Raw genomic sequence first — 14,491 nt, 5'->3', positions numbered from 1 at the left:
CACGGCTGGGTGGTCTCTGCCGCCGAGCGGCGCGCGACTCACGGTCCAACTGTCCCGCCCAGCGAGCGGGCGGTCGCCCCCGCCGTCTTAGCAAGCTCCGACGAGGTCTCGTTCGCTTCACTCACGAGACTGTCGAGCCGACACGGCTCGCCGTTCGTGGGGGCGGTGGCCAGTGGACACACGCACCGCTCCCCTATCGAGCGCGCGAAAGAAATCGGGTGTTCGAGTGTCGGTCCCCAGTTCAGCCGCCGAACTGGATGGTCTCCTGGGTCTCCACGCCGTCGGACGTGAACCCGAAGATCTCGTAGGTGACCGACTCCATGTCCCCGTTCTCGTCGAAGTTGACGGACGAGGAGGCGCCGGCGTAGTTGATGTCGTCGCCCGCGGCGACCGCCTCGACGGCGTCGGCCAGCGTCTCCGGGCCGAACTCCTCGCCCTCGGGGTTGGCGACGGTGCGCATGTTGTCGCGCACGGCCGTCCCGCTGTTCTCGCCGCCCGCGATGTTCGCGAGCACACAGACCGCGGTGGCGTCGAACGCCTGCGACGTGAACACGCCGGGTTCCTCGCCGTACTCCTCCTGGTAGGAACTGTTGAAGAACTCCTGCCCCGGGCCCGCCGCGGTCGGGGCCGTGCCGATGACGTTCTCCATGTTGTTGCCGACCTCGCCGGGGAGCGTCGGGTCCTTCAGGCCGTCCGTCACGACGATGTCCGTGCCGGTGTCGAAGTCCGCGTAGTAGTCGCGGAACATCTGGATACCCGAGGCCGGGTAGCCGATGATGACCAGCATGTCGGGGCTGCCGGCGAGTGCCGACTCCAGCCGCGAGGTGTAGGAGTTCTGCTCCTTCTCGAACGCGACGGCCTCCTGGACCTCACCGCCGAAGGCCTCGGTGAAGGCGTCGGAGAGTGCCTGCCCGTAGTCGTTGTTGACGAACAGCGTGGACGCCGTGGAGGCGCCGAGGTTCTCGGCACCGACCTGTGCGATGACGCGCCCCTGCAGGGCGTCGCTCGGCGGCGTGCGGAACACGTAGTCGTCGTCGTCCAGCGTCGTCACCGAGGGCGAGGTCGAGGACGGCGAGCAGCCGACGACCTGGTTCGGGATGAGCACCTGCTGGGTCACCTGCAGGTTCACACCGGACGAGGCCGGCCCCGTGATGGCGGGGTAGCCCGCGTTGACGAGGTTCTCCGCGGCGGAGATACCGGCCTGCGGGTTCGTCTGCGTGTCACCGACCTGGAAGTCGTAACTGAAGCCGGTGTCGGCGTCCTGCAGCTGCTTGATCGGGAGCGTCGCCCCGTCGCGGATGGGGGTACCGACCGAAGCCAGGTCACCCGTCTCCGGCATGAGGATACCCTGCTGGATAGTTCGGCTCCCACCGCCACCGCCCGTGATACTGTCGAGACAACCCGCCAGCCCCACCGTCCCAGCCGCAGCAGCGCCCTTCAGCGCGTCGCGGCGGGTGAGTTTTCTTGGCATACCAAACTGGCGTTAACCCCCGTCACTCATAAACCTGACCCGACGCGTGCGCTCGGAGAGGGGTCGTTGGCCGTTCAGGGCCGGTCTTTCGCGACGCTCGGCGTATCTGCCCCCGTCAGACGTCACGGCAGTCCGCACAGAGCATCTGGCCGTCCACCTCGGCCAGGTCACGCGCGAGTGCGCCACACTCCTGACAGATGCTCTGGTCGGAGATGGCCAGGTCCGGCTCCGCCGTCTCGTCGAACGTCGCCGTCTCGTACGGCGGTTCCGACCCGTTGAGCGCCACCCGTGCCGCCCCCTCCGGCTCTTCGTAGCGCTCCAGCGCCGTCGCGGCCAGCAGGTCGTGTTCCGTGAGCAACCCACGGAGTTCGCCGTCGTCCACGAGCAGTCGGCGCTCGTCGGCCGTCGCCATGATGTCGAGCGCGGCGGCCAGTCCGGCGGTCGGCTCGATGGACTCGGCTGCCTCCCGCATCACCGACCCCACCGTGGTCTCCGCGGGGGAGTCCCCGTCGGCGATGACCGACAGCACCTCGCGCTCGGTGAGCAACCCCACCGGCTCGCGTCCCCGGAGGACGACGACACAGTCGACGTCCTCGGCGAGCATCAGGGCGGCCGTCGAGCGCACGTCGTCCGACTCGCTCACCCCGACGAACTCGTGGCTCATCACGTCTCGCACGGTGACGTCTGCGTTCATGTGCGATACATTGTCACTGCCGGGCTAAAAGTTACCTGCGGCAGCCTTATGGGTCGTGCGAACGTATCTCACGATTCGCGTCTCTCAGCGGTCGAACTCGACGGCAGTCCCCTCGCGGCGACAGCGCTCCAGCGCGTGCTTCGCGGCCATGCCGGCGTCCTGTGCGGTCCGGGCTGTGCCGACACCGACCTTCAGGTCGACGCCGACGGCCTCGCGGACGTGTTCGCAGGCGTCCGCGTACTCCTCGGCCGTGATGTCCGGACAGACGGCGATGACGTTGTCGCCGCCGACGAAGAACGAGAGCGCGTCGTGTGCCCGACGCATGTACCGCATCAGCTCGGCGTACCCCTGCTCGATGTGGATGAACGTGTCGAACTCGTTGAGCTGGTCGGTGTACTTCCCCGTGGCGTCGTTCACGTCGAAGTGCGCGAGTGAGACGTCCTCCTCGGTGCGTGCGGACTCGGGGAGCGGCTCCCCGCGGAGGATCTCCGTGCGGCCCGAATCCTGTGCGCTGCCCGCGTCCTGCAGGTGGTCGGTGGCCTGTCCGAGTGCGACGGCTGGCGACTCGTGGACGCCGATGCCGAACGAGACCGTGACCGGGTAGCGGTTCCGGACCGACTCCTGGATGAGCGAGTGGGCGGCCGTGTCCAGCCCGTTCGTCACCGCGATCATGTTGTCGAAGCGGGTGAAGAAGACGTACCCCTCGCGGTTCCCCACGAGCTGCGAGAGGTCGGCGTAGAGCCGCGACTGGAGCGTCTGGAGGTCCACCTCGCGGCGCGGTTCGGGCGTGACCGTCCACGGCCCGTAGTTGTCTATCTGGACGAGGGTCACCTGCGTGTTCGTCACGGCTGGCGATTCGGGGCTGTCCGTTAAGGGCGTTATCGTTCTCAGTTCTGTGACGGGGTGGTGGGACGGGGACGGTTCGGACAGTTCAAGTGGGACCCCACCCAGTCTCCGTCGATGCCCGTCCCCTCCTTCGTGATGGCCATCGCCGGCGGCACCGGCGCGGGCAAGACCACCGTCGCCCGGGAACTCACCACGGGCGTCGACTCGGTGACGCTCGTCCCCCTCGACAACTACTACCGCGACCGATCGGGGCAACCCCTCGAGGAGCGCCGCGAGGTGAACTACGACCACCCGGACGCGTTCGACTGGCCGCTCGTGCGCGAACAGGTGAGCGCACTCTGCGAGGGCCGCACCGTCGAGATGCCCCAGTACGACTTCACGGTCCACAACCGCGAGGAGGAGCGGGTCACGGTCGACCCCGGGGACGTCCTGGTCGTCGAAGGTATCCTCGCACTCCACGACGACGTCGTCGCGGAGATGCTGGACCTCAAACTCTACGTCGAGACGGACGCGGACGTGCGCATCCTCCGGCGCATCCGCCGCGACGTGGTCGACCGCGGACGCGACCTCGAGGGCGTCATGGACCAGTACCTCTCGACGGTCAAACCGATGCACGAACGGTTCGTCCGCCCGACCAAGAAGGAGGCAGACCTCATCATCCCCGAGGGCGCGAACGACCGGGCCGTGGACCTCCTCCGCGACCGGGTGCTGGGCGTCGTCGAGGAGGGCGAACCCCCCGAGCCGTTCTCCGAGTGACTGCAGGCCCCCGTTCAGCCAGTCGTTTAGAGGACCCCGTCCAGCCAGTCGTACAGTTCCCCGTGCGCGAGCGCGAGGTTCCCCAGCTGGCAGTGTTCACCGGCGCCCTCCTCCGTGGTGAAGACGCGGAGCGTGGTCGGGCCGCTCACGAGCGACTCGAACTCCGAGGCCAGCGAGAGCGGGACGAAGTGGTCGTCCTCGCCCGCGAGGACGAGCGTCGGACACTCGATGCGGTCGGCCACGTCGGTCAGTGAGTACGTCCGGAGGGTCCGCTGGAGTTCCGCCGCCGTCTCGACGCCGAACACCCACCGGGAGTTCTCCATCAGCCACCGCGACTCGACGCTCGTCCGCTCGCCCAGCGCCGCCGCCGCGTCGACCACCGCGTCCGGCAGTCGGGCGAACAGCCGCGCGAGGAGTGGGCTCTCGGCCGCCGAGGCCCGCCAGAGGTCGTGCATGTGGTCGAACGCGACGACGGCCCCGATACGGTCGTCGAAGGCGGCCGCGCGGGGCGCGTAGTAGCCCCCGAAACTCACACCGACGAGCCCGAGTCGCCCGGTGTCGATGCCCCGCCGACCCTCGAGGTGGTCGAGGACGGGACCGACGACGTGCTCCCAGTCCGGGCGCGCGGTGCGTCCCTCCTCGCGGAGCGGGGCGCCCTGTCCCGGTCCCTCGAACAGGACGATGGCGTAGCCGCGTGCCAGTGCTTCGGGGACGCCACAGAGGAAGTAGAGTTCCTCTGCCAGCGAGTCGAAGCCCCCGAGACAGACCACCGTCGGCTGCGGGCCGTCCGGGTCGCCCGGGGCCGCCGGCCGGAACAGGTAGCCGGGGAGTTCGGTGTCCTCGTACGGGACGTCGAGGCGCTCGACGGGCGTGTCGAGTCGATCGAGCGCCGCGCGGAAGCACTCACGCGAACGTTCGTACGCCGGCCGCCGTCGTGGGTCGTCCCTCGCGAGGAAGAACTCGGCCGTCCGGTAGTAGGTGTGTGCGCGGAGGAAGGCGCCGCGGGCGGTCCGGTCGTGGCCGGCGTCGGCCGCGCGCGAGGCCGACCGCTCGACGCGTTCGGCGGTGGTCCGCCACTCGGTGTGCCACGCCTCGGTGTCACCCCCGGAGATTCGCGCCGTGGTGACGAACACCTCGCCGGGTTCGGCTCCGCCGTAGGTCGTGTACGCGAGCGCACGGAGCGTCTGGTAGTCGAACGCCCGGCCGTCGAACTGGACGCGCATGGCGGTCTCTCGACGACGGACAGCAAAAGTGTGTGTTCGCCGGGGTTACTTCGGGATGTCCTCGGGCATCACGTCCCAGATGCCACCGCGGCGCATCGCCCGGCCCATCGCCTTGTGGAACTCGACCATCTCGTCGAACTCGTCTTCATCGACGTACTCGAAGATGTCCGCGACAGAGACGACCGTCTCGTAGTTCAGGCGGACGGGATGGTCGCCGTAGTTCTCGACGTAGTCGGCGGCCTTCAGCGGGAAGTCCTCCTCCTCGTCGAGTTTCTTCGCCAGGATGGCCATCCCGTACTTGCGCATGCCCTCGCTCCCCTCCTCACCGTCGGGGTCGTGCGGCCAGTCGGTCATACACCAGCGTGCGAGTGGCCGACCCAAAGGCGTTCCGTTACACCCGTGGCACGCTCTCGCGCGACCGTCGTCCGAACCGGCGCCTGCCGGGGGACTAAACCACGACAGGACGTGCTCGAGTTTCGATTGCATCTCGTAAACAGCCGATAGGGGGCCGCTACCTGACTTTTGGACGGTTCTGTCAATTTCTATTTTACGCACATCCCCCTCGGTGCTGGTAACCGGGACGCACCGGGGATACAAGATGCAGTACCTGAAACTCACGCTGACGCCGACCGAACGCGCCATCCACCCCGTCGACGAGTTCATCGCGGACCACGCTGCCGCCACCCGCGAGGAATTGCTCCACGTCGACGCCCGCAACGACGGCACCACGGTACTCCTCTACCGGATGGAGGGCGACCGCGAGGCGTTCGACGAGGCGCTGACCGCGCACGAGCACATCACGGACCACGAGGTCGTCGACGTCGAGGAGGGTGGGTTCCACGCGTTCATCCAGACCTGTTCGGCCGAGGAGGGGAGCGCCCTGCTCGGTATCGCCCACCAGAACGCGCTCATCATCGACACCCCGCTCGTGTTCACCGAGGACGGTCTGCGCGCCACGCTCGTCGGCACCCACGGCAACCTGCGCGAGGCGCTGGGCACGCTCCCGAAGGAACTCCACTTCACCGTCGACAACGCCGGCCCGTACGTCCCCGGCGGCGAGGACCTCCTCTCGCCGCTCACCGACCGCCAGCTCGAGGTGTTCGAGACGGCTGTCGAGGAGGGCTACTACGACGTCCCCCGACGGGCCACTCACAAGGACATCGCCAACTGCCTCGGGTGTGCCCCCTCGACCGTCGACGAGCACCTTCGCAAGGCCGAGTCCCGCGTCGTCAGCGGACTCGTCCAGTGACGCACCGTTCTCCTTCCGTCCCGACCTTGCTTTCCCCGTTGTCCACCCCCTACGAGCGACGAGTGTGGTCGCGGCCCCTGCCGCGACCGACTCTGCGGGAGCACTACGATGGGACCGGGATTCGAACCACGGTCGGACGTGCTCGCTTCGCTGCGCGCGCCTTCCCCGATTCGAGCCCAGTCACCGTCCACACCTGCTGCTGTCGGGGCTGGGTTCACGGTGGGACTGGGATTCGAACCCAGGAACCCCGTGAGGGGACCGGTTTTCAAGACCGGCGCAATGGGCCGCTCTGCCATCCCACCAACACGACGAACTCCGCCGCCCCGGCCCAAATCGGTTGCGGTCGCCCTACCGGACCAGCGTGGGCGTCCCGTCCTCGTCCACGGCCGTCGTCAACCCGAGGTCGTCGACGGCGTCCACGAGGTACATCGGGACGCTCCGGCCCGCACGCCCCCGTGCGTCCACGGCGACCAGCGTTGCGGCGAGGTCCGTCCCCGTCTCGACCACCGGGAGCGTCCGCAGGAAGTCCACGTCCAGTCCGGCGTCCAGCGCTCGGTCGGTGAGCGTCGAGACGGCGGGCGCGGTGTAGGCCGCCTCGAAGTCGACGGGGGCCGTGAACGCCGCGTAGTAGACCCGGCCGTCGGCGGCCGGCCCCAGCACTACCTCTCGCGACCGGAGTTTCATCGCCGCCTCGTCGACGACCTGCCGCGTGAGGAGTGCCGCCGTCGGCTCCAGCGCCGCCGCGCTCGCCACCCCCTCCCGGTCGAGCAGGTGCGTGACGGTGTTCCCGACCCGACCCGCGAACGTCTCGCCGACCTGCACCTCGTAACGGGCCTCGTCGACGACGCCGTCCAGTGCCTCTCGGAGGGCGGCCTCGCTGTCCTCGACGCCCGGCACCGCGTCGGTCGGACGGTAGTTCACCAGCAGGTCGCCTCCCGAGTCCTCGGCGGCGCGGCAGACGTCCCGCAGCATCGCGGTGTAGAGGTGCTGTACCTCCTCGCTGGAGAGGGGTGCGGTCTCGACCAGTTCGGGAAGGACCCCCGGATGTGGCGGGTCGGCCAGCACGGCGATCTCGGTCATAGCTGCCGTACGCCGGGCTACCGTATGGGTTATGTGATTCGGCCGGGAGTCGCCAGTATGGACCTCGCACGTCCCCTCGGGGCGCTGGCGACGCTCGTCGCCGTCGCCTTCGTCGTCGGCTCGCTCGTCTCGCTCGTCACCGGTCCCATCCTCGGCTACCGGTCGCTGGCGTCCATCGTCGTCGTCGCGCTCGTCGTCGTCGCCGTCGTCGCCGCCACGGTGCTGGGGCTGCGGTCGCGTGAGTGGCTGGCGAGTGGCGGCTATTGGTGAGACCAAACTTTTCCGCTCGGGTCGGCTTCGCCGACCGCTCGCGCAAAACTTTGGATTCAAAAAGCGCCGCTCGCTGACGCTCGCGGTGGGTGGGTGCGCTGGACCGCACGGTACAGGCCCGCATCCGCAACCGCTCCGCCACAGCACCACGTCAGCAACTACTCCTGCATCGCCGGCTACCGAACCGTCATCCTCCTCGGCCCCCTACCCACTCCCGATGACCGAGGTGCTCTCCGACAGCGAGCGCCGGAAGATCGACGACGGCGACGACGGGTCGTTCTACGACCAGCCGCGATACGTCCAGCACGTCGACGACGGCTTCCGCGAGCGGCTGACAGACCTCTACGCCACCGAACTCCAGCCCGGTGACCGAGTGCTCGACCTGATGGGGTCGTGGGTGAGCCACCTGCCCGACTTCGAGTTGGCGGTGGTCGGCCACGGCCTCAACCGGGAGGAACTCGCGGCGAACGAGCGCTACGACGAGTGGTTCGTCCGGAACCTGAACGAGGACCAGTCGCTTCCGTTCGAGGACGGGTCGTTCGACGCCGTCGTCTGCGCTGTGTCCGTCCAGTACCTCCAGTACCCCGGGCGAGTGTTCGCGGAGCTGGCCCGAGTGTTGCGACCGGACGGCGTGGTCGTCGTCTCGTTCTCGAACCGGATGTTCTTCCAGAAGGCCGTCGCGGCGTGGCTGAACCGGGAGATGGAGGGACGGGCCGACCTGATCCGGTCGTACCTCGACGCGACGGGTGCGTTCGGTCCCGTCCGTGTCGTGCACGAGACACCCCAGAGCGACCCGTTCTACGCCGTCGTCGCGCGACGCCTGTGAGCCACCAGACACTTGCCCAAGTGGGCTGAAGCGCCCGTATGGAGCAGAGTCGTCGAGCCCTCCTCGCCACCCTCGGCGGCGCGACGACGGCCCTCGCCGGGTGTTCGTTCCTCTCGGGGTCCCCAGACCGGTCGGCCCCGACCGAGACGCTGAGCCCCGCCCCCGTTACGCCGACCGAATCGGCGTCGCCGTCGCTCGACCCGGTCCCCGAGGCCGTGCCACCGTCGAGTCTCGTCACCTCGTCCGCCACCGACCGGACGTACGCCTTCACGGAGACGCGGGCCTACGTCCCTGCCGGGGGGTCGGTCAGAGCCGTCTTCACGTCCGCCCCCGACGCCGACGGCCCGGCGACGGTCCGGGCCACCCTCCGCAACGAGACGGCGTCGCCACAGACGTTCCAGCTGCCCGAGACGCCGGTGGTGGCTGGCGGGGAGGCGGCCATCGGCGCCGACTCTCGCCTGGTTCTCGTCCCGACCGAGCCGAACGAGTTCGTCGACACCGTCGCACCCGTCGAACGGACCGACTCGGGACTCTGGGTCCTCGACTCGGCCATCGAGGACTTCGTCGCGGGCTCGGTCCGACTCGGCCCCGACGAGACCCTGACAGGCGAGTACGTGCTCGTCGGGCACCCGACGCGTCGCCGCCCGCTCGCCGTCGGCCGGTACGTGTTCGACCACGTCGGCGCCCCGTTCGCCGAGGGAGAGCTCGCGAGACCCACCGGCCGCGCCGGCAGGTTCGGCGTGACGGTCTGGGAGACGGACGCCCCCGGCCCGCAGGAGCTGTCGACCGACACCGGGGCGCCGACGCCGGGACTCCCCGGCCTCGAGCGGACCGTCTGGTACCACGCGACGGACTCGGGTGTCTTCCTCGAACCACTGAGCGAGCGCGTGGCGACCCCGCAGCGAACCGTCTTCACCCTGAAGAACCACACCGCCGAGCCGTACCGGGGCTCCCTCGAGTGGCGGCTCTACAAGCGGGTCGACGGCCGGTGGCACCGACTCGGACTCGACGGCCGCCACGGGTTCGCTCCCCGGCGTGGGGTGGCGCCCGGCGACTACGCCGCCGGCGTCGTCGGCTTCCACCACGCGGGCGCCATCACCGACCCCACGCGCGACGTGACCGAACCGTTCGTCGGCCCCGGACAGTACGCCGCCGTCGTGGCGCTGGACGCCGGGACGGGCGCCACCGGGTACGCCGCCCGAGTCCGTCTCGACGGCCCCGAGGTGACGCTCCAGCCGACCGACGAGGTGACGTTCGACGTGGACGGGGCGACGGTCGTCGGTCGTTCTGGCGAGGCGGTACCGGGACAGGACCACCGTGTCACGCTCGCCGTCGCCCCCGACGCGACAGCCGACCGTCGCCTCCTCCCCGAGCAGATCATGCGCGTGCGCGGGGTCCGGAACACGCTCGCCCCGCTCCGCGAACTCGACCGCTACGACCGGGCCGTCCTCCGGACCGCCGACCACGTCGTCCGTCGCACCGCGGCCGCGCTCGGTGTCCAGTCGCGCGAGGACGCAGTCACCGTGGCCTTCGAGGGAACCACCTACCGGCTGGCGACGCCGGACCTCGAGCGACCACCCGACACGACACCGACGCCGGTCGAGTGAGACCACTCAAACTGCCGCTTGACCCTCCTCAAGACACTTACACGTCCCGGCTGAGCACCCGATATGGACAGACGTGCCCTCCTCGCGTCGCTGGTCGCCGGCGGCTCACTGCTCGCCGGATGTTCGACCCGCTTCGGCACCGGCACCGAGGACCCCGAGACGCCGACGGTGACTCCCGCCCCAGTCGGGACGAAGACGCCCACCGAGGACCCCGACGGAGACGACGGCGACGAGCGTGACGACGGCGACGACGATGGCTGGTCGCTGGCGAGTGTCGTCGACCTGCAGACCCTCTCACGGACCTACGCGCTCGCCCCCGCTGGCTACCACTCGGACGACGACGCTCGCGTCCGACTCGGCTTCACCAGCACCGCCACGGCCGACTCGCCGTCGACGGTGGCGGGGTCGCTCACGAACACCGCGGACTGGTCGAACACGTTCCGCCTGCGCGAGACGCCGCCGTTCGGGCAGACGAACCGGACGGGCGGCATCCGCGACTACGAGCGCGACCTGACCTACCGCTCGAACCTCGTGTTCGTGCCGACGGAGACGGGCGAGGTGGCCGACACCGTCCCCGAGGTGGAGCTGGCAGACGACGGGACGTGGCGCCTCGCCGAACCCATCTCCGACACGTGGGGACCGGAGACGCTCCGCCTGAACCCCGACGAGACCGTCGAGGCCGAGTGGTACCTCGTCGGCCGCCCGGAGGGCGTGGACGAGGGGCGCCCCACGGGGACCTACGAGTTCCGAACCGGCGACACGAACCTCGCGGTCACAGTGTGGGACACCGACCAGCCGGGTCCGGCCCCCCCGCGCGACACCCTCGACATCGCGATGCCGTCACTTCCGCGCTCGGAGGAGACGGACTGGTACTTCCAGGCGACACCGGAGACGCCCGCGTACCTCGAACCGAGCACCCAGCGGCTGTCGCTCCCCGGGGCCGTCGACCTGACGCTCACCAACCACACGCACGGGAACCTCTCGGGCAACTCGTGGAACCTCTACAAGCGCGTCGACGGCGAGTGGTTCTACCTCGAACCGTGGGCGCACACGGCCGTCCTGCGGATGATTCCCCCCGGCGGCGAGCGCGAGTACCACCTCCGGGCGTTCCACGGCGACCCGGTCTCTTGCGACGCGATCTCCGTGGGCAACCTCGGCGGCGGCACCTACGCGTTCGAGTCGATGTACAGCACCGACGAGGACGCCCCGGTCGACATCGGGCACTTCGCGGCACTCCTCGAGGTCGACGCTCCGCCGGTCGAGATACGGCCTACGCCAGACGCCGACCTCTCGGTCGAACGCGACGGCGCCACGGTCCACGTCGACTGGCCGCGTCGTCCCGAGGTGGAACGGGCGACACTGACGGTCGAGCGTCGCGACGACACACCGCCGAAGCGAATCCTCCCCGAACAGGTGCTCCGCGCGCGGAACCGCGGCCTCCGGAACACGCTCGCGTTCTTCGAGGATGGCGTCGACCGGGTCGTCCTCCGCACTGACCGGAACACGGTCTCCAGGGCCGCCGGTGCCGAGGGGTACACGCCGGCCTCACAGCTCTTCACGCTGTTCGGTGAGACGGAGACGCGGGGATTCGTCGCGACGGCGACGTTCGACCAGTAGTCGGTCGTCGCGTCGTCAGTCGTCGTCCTCGACGGTCTCGGCCTTCGTCGCGGCGTCCTCCGGGTCGTTCTGGGGGGAGCTGGGGTGGTAGTCGGTGTCGTACTCGCCGACGCGGCCGTCCAGTCGGTCCGGGTTGATGCGACCGCTCAGGAGCATGAAGTCGAGGATGGTGCAGTAGAGCATCGCCTCGACGACCGGGACGGCTCGGGGCGGCAGGACGGGGTCGTGCCGCCCGACGACCTGTATCCTCTTGCGCTCGCCCGTCTCCCAGTCGACCGTCTCCTGTTCCTTCGGGATGGAGGTGGGCGCGTGCCACGTCGCCTCGCCGTAGATGGGTTCGCCGGTCGTGATGCCGCCCTGCAGGCCGCCGTGGTCGTTGCCCACGGGGACCGGGTCGCCCTCCTCGCTCACGACGTCGGGGCGGTCGCCCTCGTCGAAGGTCCAGTCCTCGTTGCGATCGATACCGCGCATCGAGACGACGTCCTTCCCGGCGCCGAACTCGAACGCCGAGGTGGCCGGGATGGCGAACATCGCCTGGCCGAGCCGGGCTGGGAACGAGTCGAAGCGCGGTGCGCCGAGGCCACGCGGGACCCCGCGACACTCGAAGTAGATGGACCCGCCGATGGAGTCGCCCTCCGTCTGGTACTGGTCGATGGCCTCGCGCATCTCCTCGGCCGTCTCGGGGTGTGCACAGCGCACCTCGTTCTCCTCGGTGTGTTCGAGCATCTCCTCGAACGTCACCTCGGGCGCCTCAATGTCGCCGATGCGGTTGACGTGGGCCTTGACCTGTACGTCGTACTCGCTCTGCTCGAGGACCTGCTTGGCGATGGCGCCAGCCGCCACCCAGTTCACCGTCTCGCGGGCGGACGAGCGGCCACCGCCACCCCAGTTGCGCGTCCCGAACTTCGCGGAGTAGGTGTAGTCACCGTGCGAGGGGCGGGGAGCCGTGACGAACGGCTCGTACTTGCCCGAGCGGGCGTCCTTGTTCTGGATGACCATCCCGACGGGTGTGCCGGTGGTGTAGCCGTCCTGCACGCCGGAGTTGATGGTCACCTCGTCCGGTTCCCCGCGGGAGGTGGTGATCATCGACTGGCCGGGCTTGCGCCGGTCCAGTTCACGCTGGATGGCCGCCTCCGAGAGTTCCACGCCCGCGGGCACACCGGAGACGGTACACCCCATCGCCTCACCGTGGCTCTCGCCGTAGGTGGTCAGCCGGAAGAGCCGACCGAACTCGTTACCGTTCATTGGGTGAGGGTGAGGTGCCGCGGCATTTAGGTGGTGCGTTCGGTGCAAGGCGTCGCCCGAGGGTTCAAGTCGGATGGCGGGACCAGCGCCCCCCGTGACCTGACCGACGGCCACGGGGCGCCGAGGCGGGAGTGCGACGACCGCCCCGTGAGTACTCGCGGCTCAGCCGCTCGCCAGTCTGCGGTACCTCGCGACGTTCGGTACCGCGTGCGCCGCCTGCTCGCCACCTCCTACTCCGTCGTCACCGACGCCCCCAGCGACGCCATCGTCTGGAAGAAGTCGGGGAACGAGACGTCGACGTGCTCGGCCCCCTCGACGACCGTCTCGCCCTCGGCGACCAGCCCCGCCACAGTCAGGGCCATCACGATGCGGTGGTCCGCGCGCCCGTCGACGCGCGCCCCGACGAGGTCCGTCTCCCCGCCGTGAACGAGGAGTTCGTCTCGCTCCTCCTCGACGCTCGCGCCCATCTTCGTCAACTCCTCGGCCATCGCGCTCACGCGGTCGGTCTCCTTGTACCGGACGTGCTCGCAGTCCGTGATGCGGGTCGTACCGTCGGCGGCCGCCCCGAGCCCAGCGATGGTCGGGAGCAGGTCCGGGGTGTCGGCGACGCCGACCTCGACACCGGATAGCGACGAGCGCTCGACGGTGATCTCGCCGGCGTCGCGGTCCCAGTCGATGGCCCCACCCATCCGCTCCAGGACGTCGACGATGGCGCTGTCTCCCTGCGCGGAGGGGTGTGCACCCTCGACGACGACGGGGGCGTCGTCGTCTGCCGCGAGCGCCCCCGCCGCGAGGAGGTAGGACATCGACGAGAAGTCGCCGGGGACCGCGTACTCGCCGCCGGCGGGACCGTAGGACTGGCCGCCGGCCACCTCGAACCCCGCGTCGGTCCCCGTCGCCTCGACGCCGAACGCGTCCAGCACCTCGACGGTGATGTCGACGTACGGCGCGGACTTCAGTTCCGTCTCCAGCCGTATCTCGATGCCCGCCTCGGTGACGGCGCCAGCCATCAGCAACGCCGTGACGAACTGCGAGGAGACGTCGCCGGGTATCTCGACGTGGCCACCGACCACCGGACCACCGACGACGAGCGGTGCCTGCCCGTTCCCGCGGGTCGACTCCGCTCGCCCCCCGAGCGACTCGACGGCGTCGAGGAGTGGCCCCTGCGGCCGTGAGCGGAGCGACGCGTCACCGGTGAGCACGGTGAGGCCGTCGGCCAGCGCCGCCGTCGCCGTCGTGAGCCGCATCGTGGTCCCGGAGTTCGCGCAGTCGAGGACGTCGTCCGGCACCTCGGGGAGGCCGTCGAACCCATCGACGTCGAGGGCCAGCGACCCGTCGGCCTCACGCCGTTCGACCGAGCCGCCGTACGCTTCCACCGCCCGCATCGTCGCTCGCGTGTCCGCGCTGTCGAGCGGGCTCCGGACGAGCGCGCCGTCGGCGTACCCGGCGGCGAGGATGGCCCGGTGCGTGTAACTCTTCGACGGCGGTGCCCGCGTGGTCCCCCCGACCCGCGACCGCGTGACGTGTGCGTCCATACGCGACCCACCCCGCCGTGGGCCGAAAGCCTACCGACCGCGACATTCCACGGGTCCCGCCAGCCCGGTAGG

General features: G+C 69.7%; 14 protein-coding genes and 1 tRNA gene. 6 read left to right on the top strand and 9 right to left on the bottom strand.

What is annotated here, in order from left to right; translation table 11 throughout:
- Positions 1–241 precede the first annotated feature (241 nt).
- The 3 genes from N0B31_RS07185 to N0B31_RS07175 form a co-directional block, all read right to left on the bottom strand.
- The gene (locus N0B31_RS07185; protein ID WP_260595187.1) at positions 242–1,471 is read right to left on the bottom strand and encodes an ABC transporter substrate-binding protein; all 1,230 of its coding nucleotides are present in this window, start codon (positions 1,469–1,471) and stop codon (positions 242–244) included.
- Positions 1,472–1,586: 115 nt separating this feature from the next.
- Positions 1,587–2,165, bottom strand: a complete 579-nt coding sequence (locus tag N0B31_RS07180; protein ID WP_260595186.1) for a CBS domain-containing protein — start codon at positions 2,163–2,165, stop codon at positions 1,587–1,589.
- Between the two features lie 84 nt (positions 2,166–2,249).
- Complete coding sequence (locus tag N0B31_RS07175; RefSeq protein ID WP_260595185.1) at positions 2,250–3,011, bottom strand: GTP cyclohydrolase III; 762 nt, start codon at positions 3,009–3,011, stop codon at positions 2,250–2,252.
- A 114-nt stretch (positions 3,012–3,125) separates the two neighbouring features.
- Between N0B31_RS07175 and udk the strand changes: the two genes are divergently transcribed.
- On the top strand, positions 3,126–3,767 hold the full coding sequence (gene udk / locus N0B31_RS07170; protein ID WP_260595184.1) for a uridine kinase: 642 nt from the start codon (positions 3,126–3,128) through the stop codon (positions 3,765–3,767).
- Positions 3,768–3,793: 26 nt separating this feature from the next.
- Here udk and N0B31_RS07165 read toward each other — a convergent pair whose 3' ends face one another.
- Together N0B31_RS07165 and N0B31_RS07160 are read right to left on the bottom strand one after the other, a co-directional pair.
- Positions 3,794–4,990: an alpha/beta hydrolase family protein gene (locus N0B31_RS07165; RefSeq protein ID WP_260595183.1), complete on the bottom strand. Its 1,197-nt coding sequence runs from the start codon at positions 4,988–4,990 to the stop codon at positions 3,794–3,796.
- A 45-nt stretch (positions 4,991–5,035) separates the two neighbouring features.
- A complete protein-coding gene (locus N0B31_RS07160) occupies positions 5,036–5,344 on the bottom strand; it encodes a DUF5785 family protein (protein ID WP_260595182.1) in 309 nt (102 codons plus the stop codon).
- Positions 5,345–5,588: 244 nt separating this feature from the next.
- Here N0B31_RS07160 and N0B31_RS07155 point away from each other — a divergent pair, with 244 nt between their 5' ends.
- Positions 5,589–6,239 (top strand): helix-turn-helix domain-containing protein, encoded by a 651-nt coding sequence (locus N0B31_RS07155; RefSeq protein ID WP_260595181.1) that lies wholly within the window; start codon positions 5,589–5,591, stop codon positions 6,237–6,239.
- 217 nt (positions 6,240–6,456) lie between these two features.
- Here the strand turns inward: N0B31_RS07155 and N0B31_RS07150 are convergent.
- A tRNA-Ser gene (locus N0B31_RS07150) sits at positions 6,457–6,541 on the bottom strand.
- 46 nt (positions 6,542–6,587) lie between these two features.
- Entirely contained in the window at positions 6,588–7,319 is a 732-nt protein-coding gene (locus N0B31_RS07145; protein WP_260595180.1) for a hypothetical protein, read from the bottom strand.
- Between the two features lie 57 nt (positions 7,320–7,376).
- On the opposite strand from N0B31_RS07145, the gene N0B31_RS07140 reads away from it, so the two are divergent.
- The 4 genes from N0B31_RS07140 to N0B31_RS07125 all read left to right on the top strand — a co-directional run bounded on the left by N0B31_RS07140 (position 7,377) and on the right by N0B31_RS07125 (position 11,639).
- On the top strand, positions 7,377–7,589 hold the full coding sequence (locus N0B31_RS07140) for a hypothetical protein (protein ID WP_260595179.1): 213 nt from the start codon (positions 7,377–7,379) through the stop codon (positions 7,587–7,589).
- A 217-nt stretch (positions 7,590–7,806) separates the two neighbouring features.
- On the top strand, positions 7,807–8,415 hold the full coding sequence (locus N0B31_RS07135; protein WP_260595178.1) for a class I SAM-dependent methyltransferase: 609 nt from the start codon (positions 7,807–7,809) through the stop codon (positions 8,413–8,415).
- A 38-nt stretch (positions 8,416–8,453) separates the two neighbouring features.
- Positions 8,454–10,022, top strand: coding sequence for a hypothetical protein (locus N0B31_RS07130; RefSeq protein ID WP_260595177.1), 1,569 nt, complete (start codon positions 8,454–8,456; stop codon positions 10,020–10,022).
- A gap of 63 nt (positions 10,023–10,085) precedes the next feature.
- Positions 10,086–11,639, top strand: coding sequence for a hypothetical protein (locus N0B31_RS07125; RefSeq protein ID WP_260595176.1), 1,554 nt, complete (start codon positions 10,086–10,088; stop codon positions 11,637–11,639).
- Between the two features lie 15 nt (positions 11,640–11,654).
- Here the strand turns inward: N0B31_RS07125 and aroC are convergent, their stop codons facing one another.
- Positions 11,655–12,884 carry a chorismate synthase gene (gene aroC / locus N0B31_RS07120; RefSeq protein ID WP_260595175.1) on the bottom strand — a complete coding sequence of 410 codons (1,230 nt, stop codon included), beginning with the start codon at positions 12,882–12,884 and terminating at the stop codon, positions 11,655–11,657.
- A gap of 230 nt (positions 12,885–13,114) precedes the next feature.
- Entirely contained in the window at positions 13,115–14,419 is a 1,305-nt protein-coding gene (gene aroA, locus N0B31_RS07115) for a 3-phosphoshikimate 1-carboxyvinyltransferase (RefSeq protein ID WP_260595174.1), read from the bottom strand.
- Positions 14,420–14,491 lie beyond the last annotated feature (72 nt).

This window comes from Salinirubellus salinus, from assembly GCF_025231485.1.
GTDB classification, from domain to species: Archaea; Halobacteriota; Halobacteria; order Halobacteriales; family Haloarculaceae; genus Salinirubellus; species Salinirubellus salinus.
This window is presented reverse-complemented; position numbering and strand designations above follow the sequence as displayed.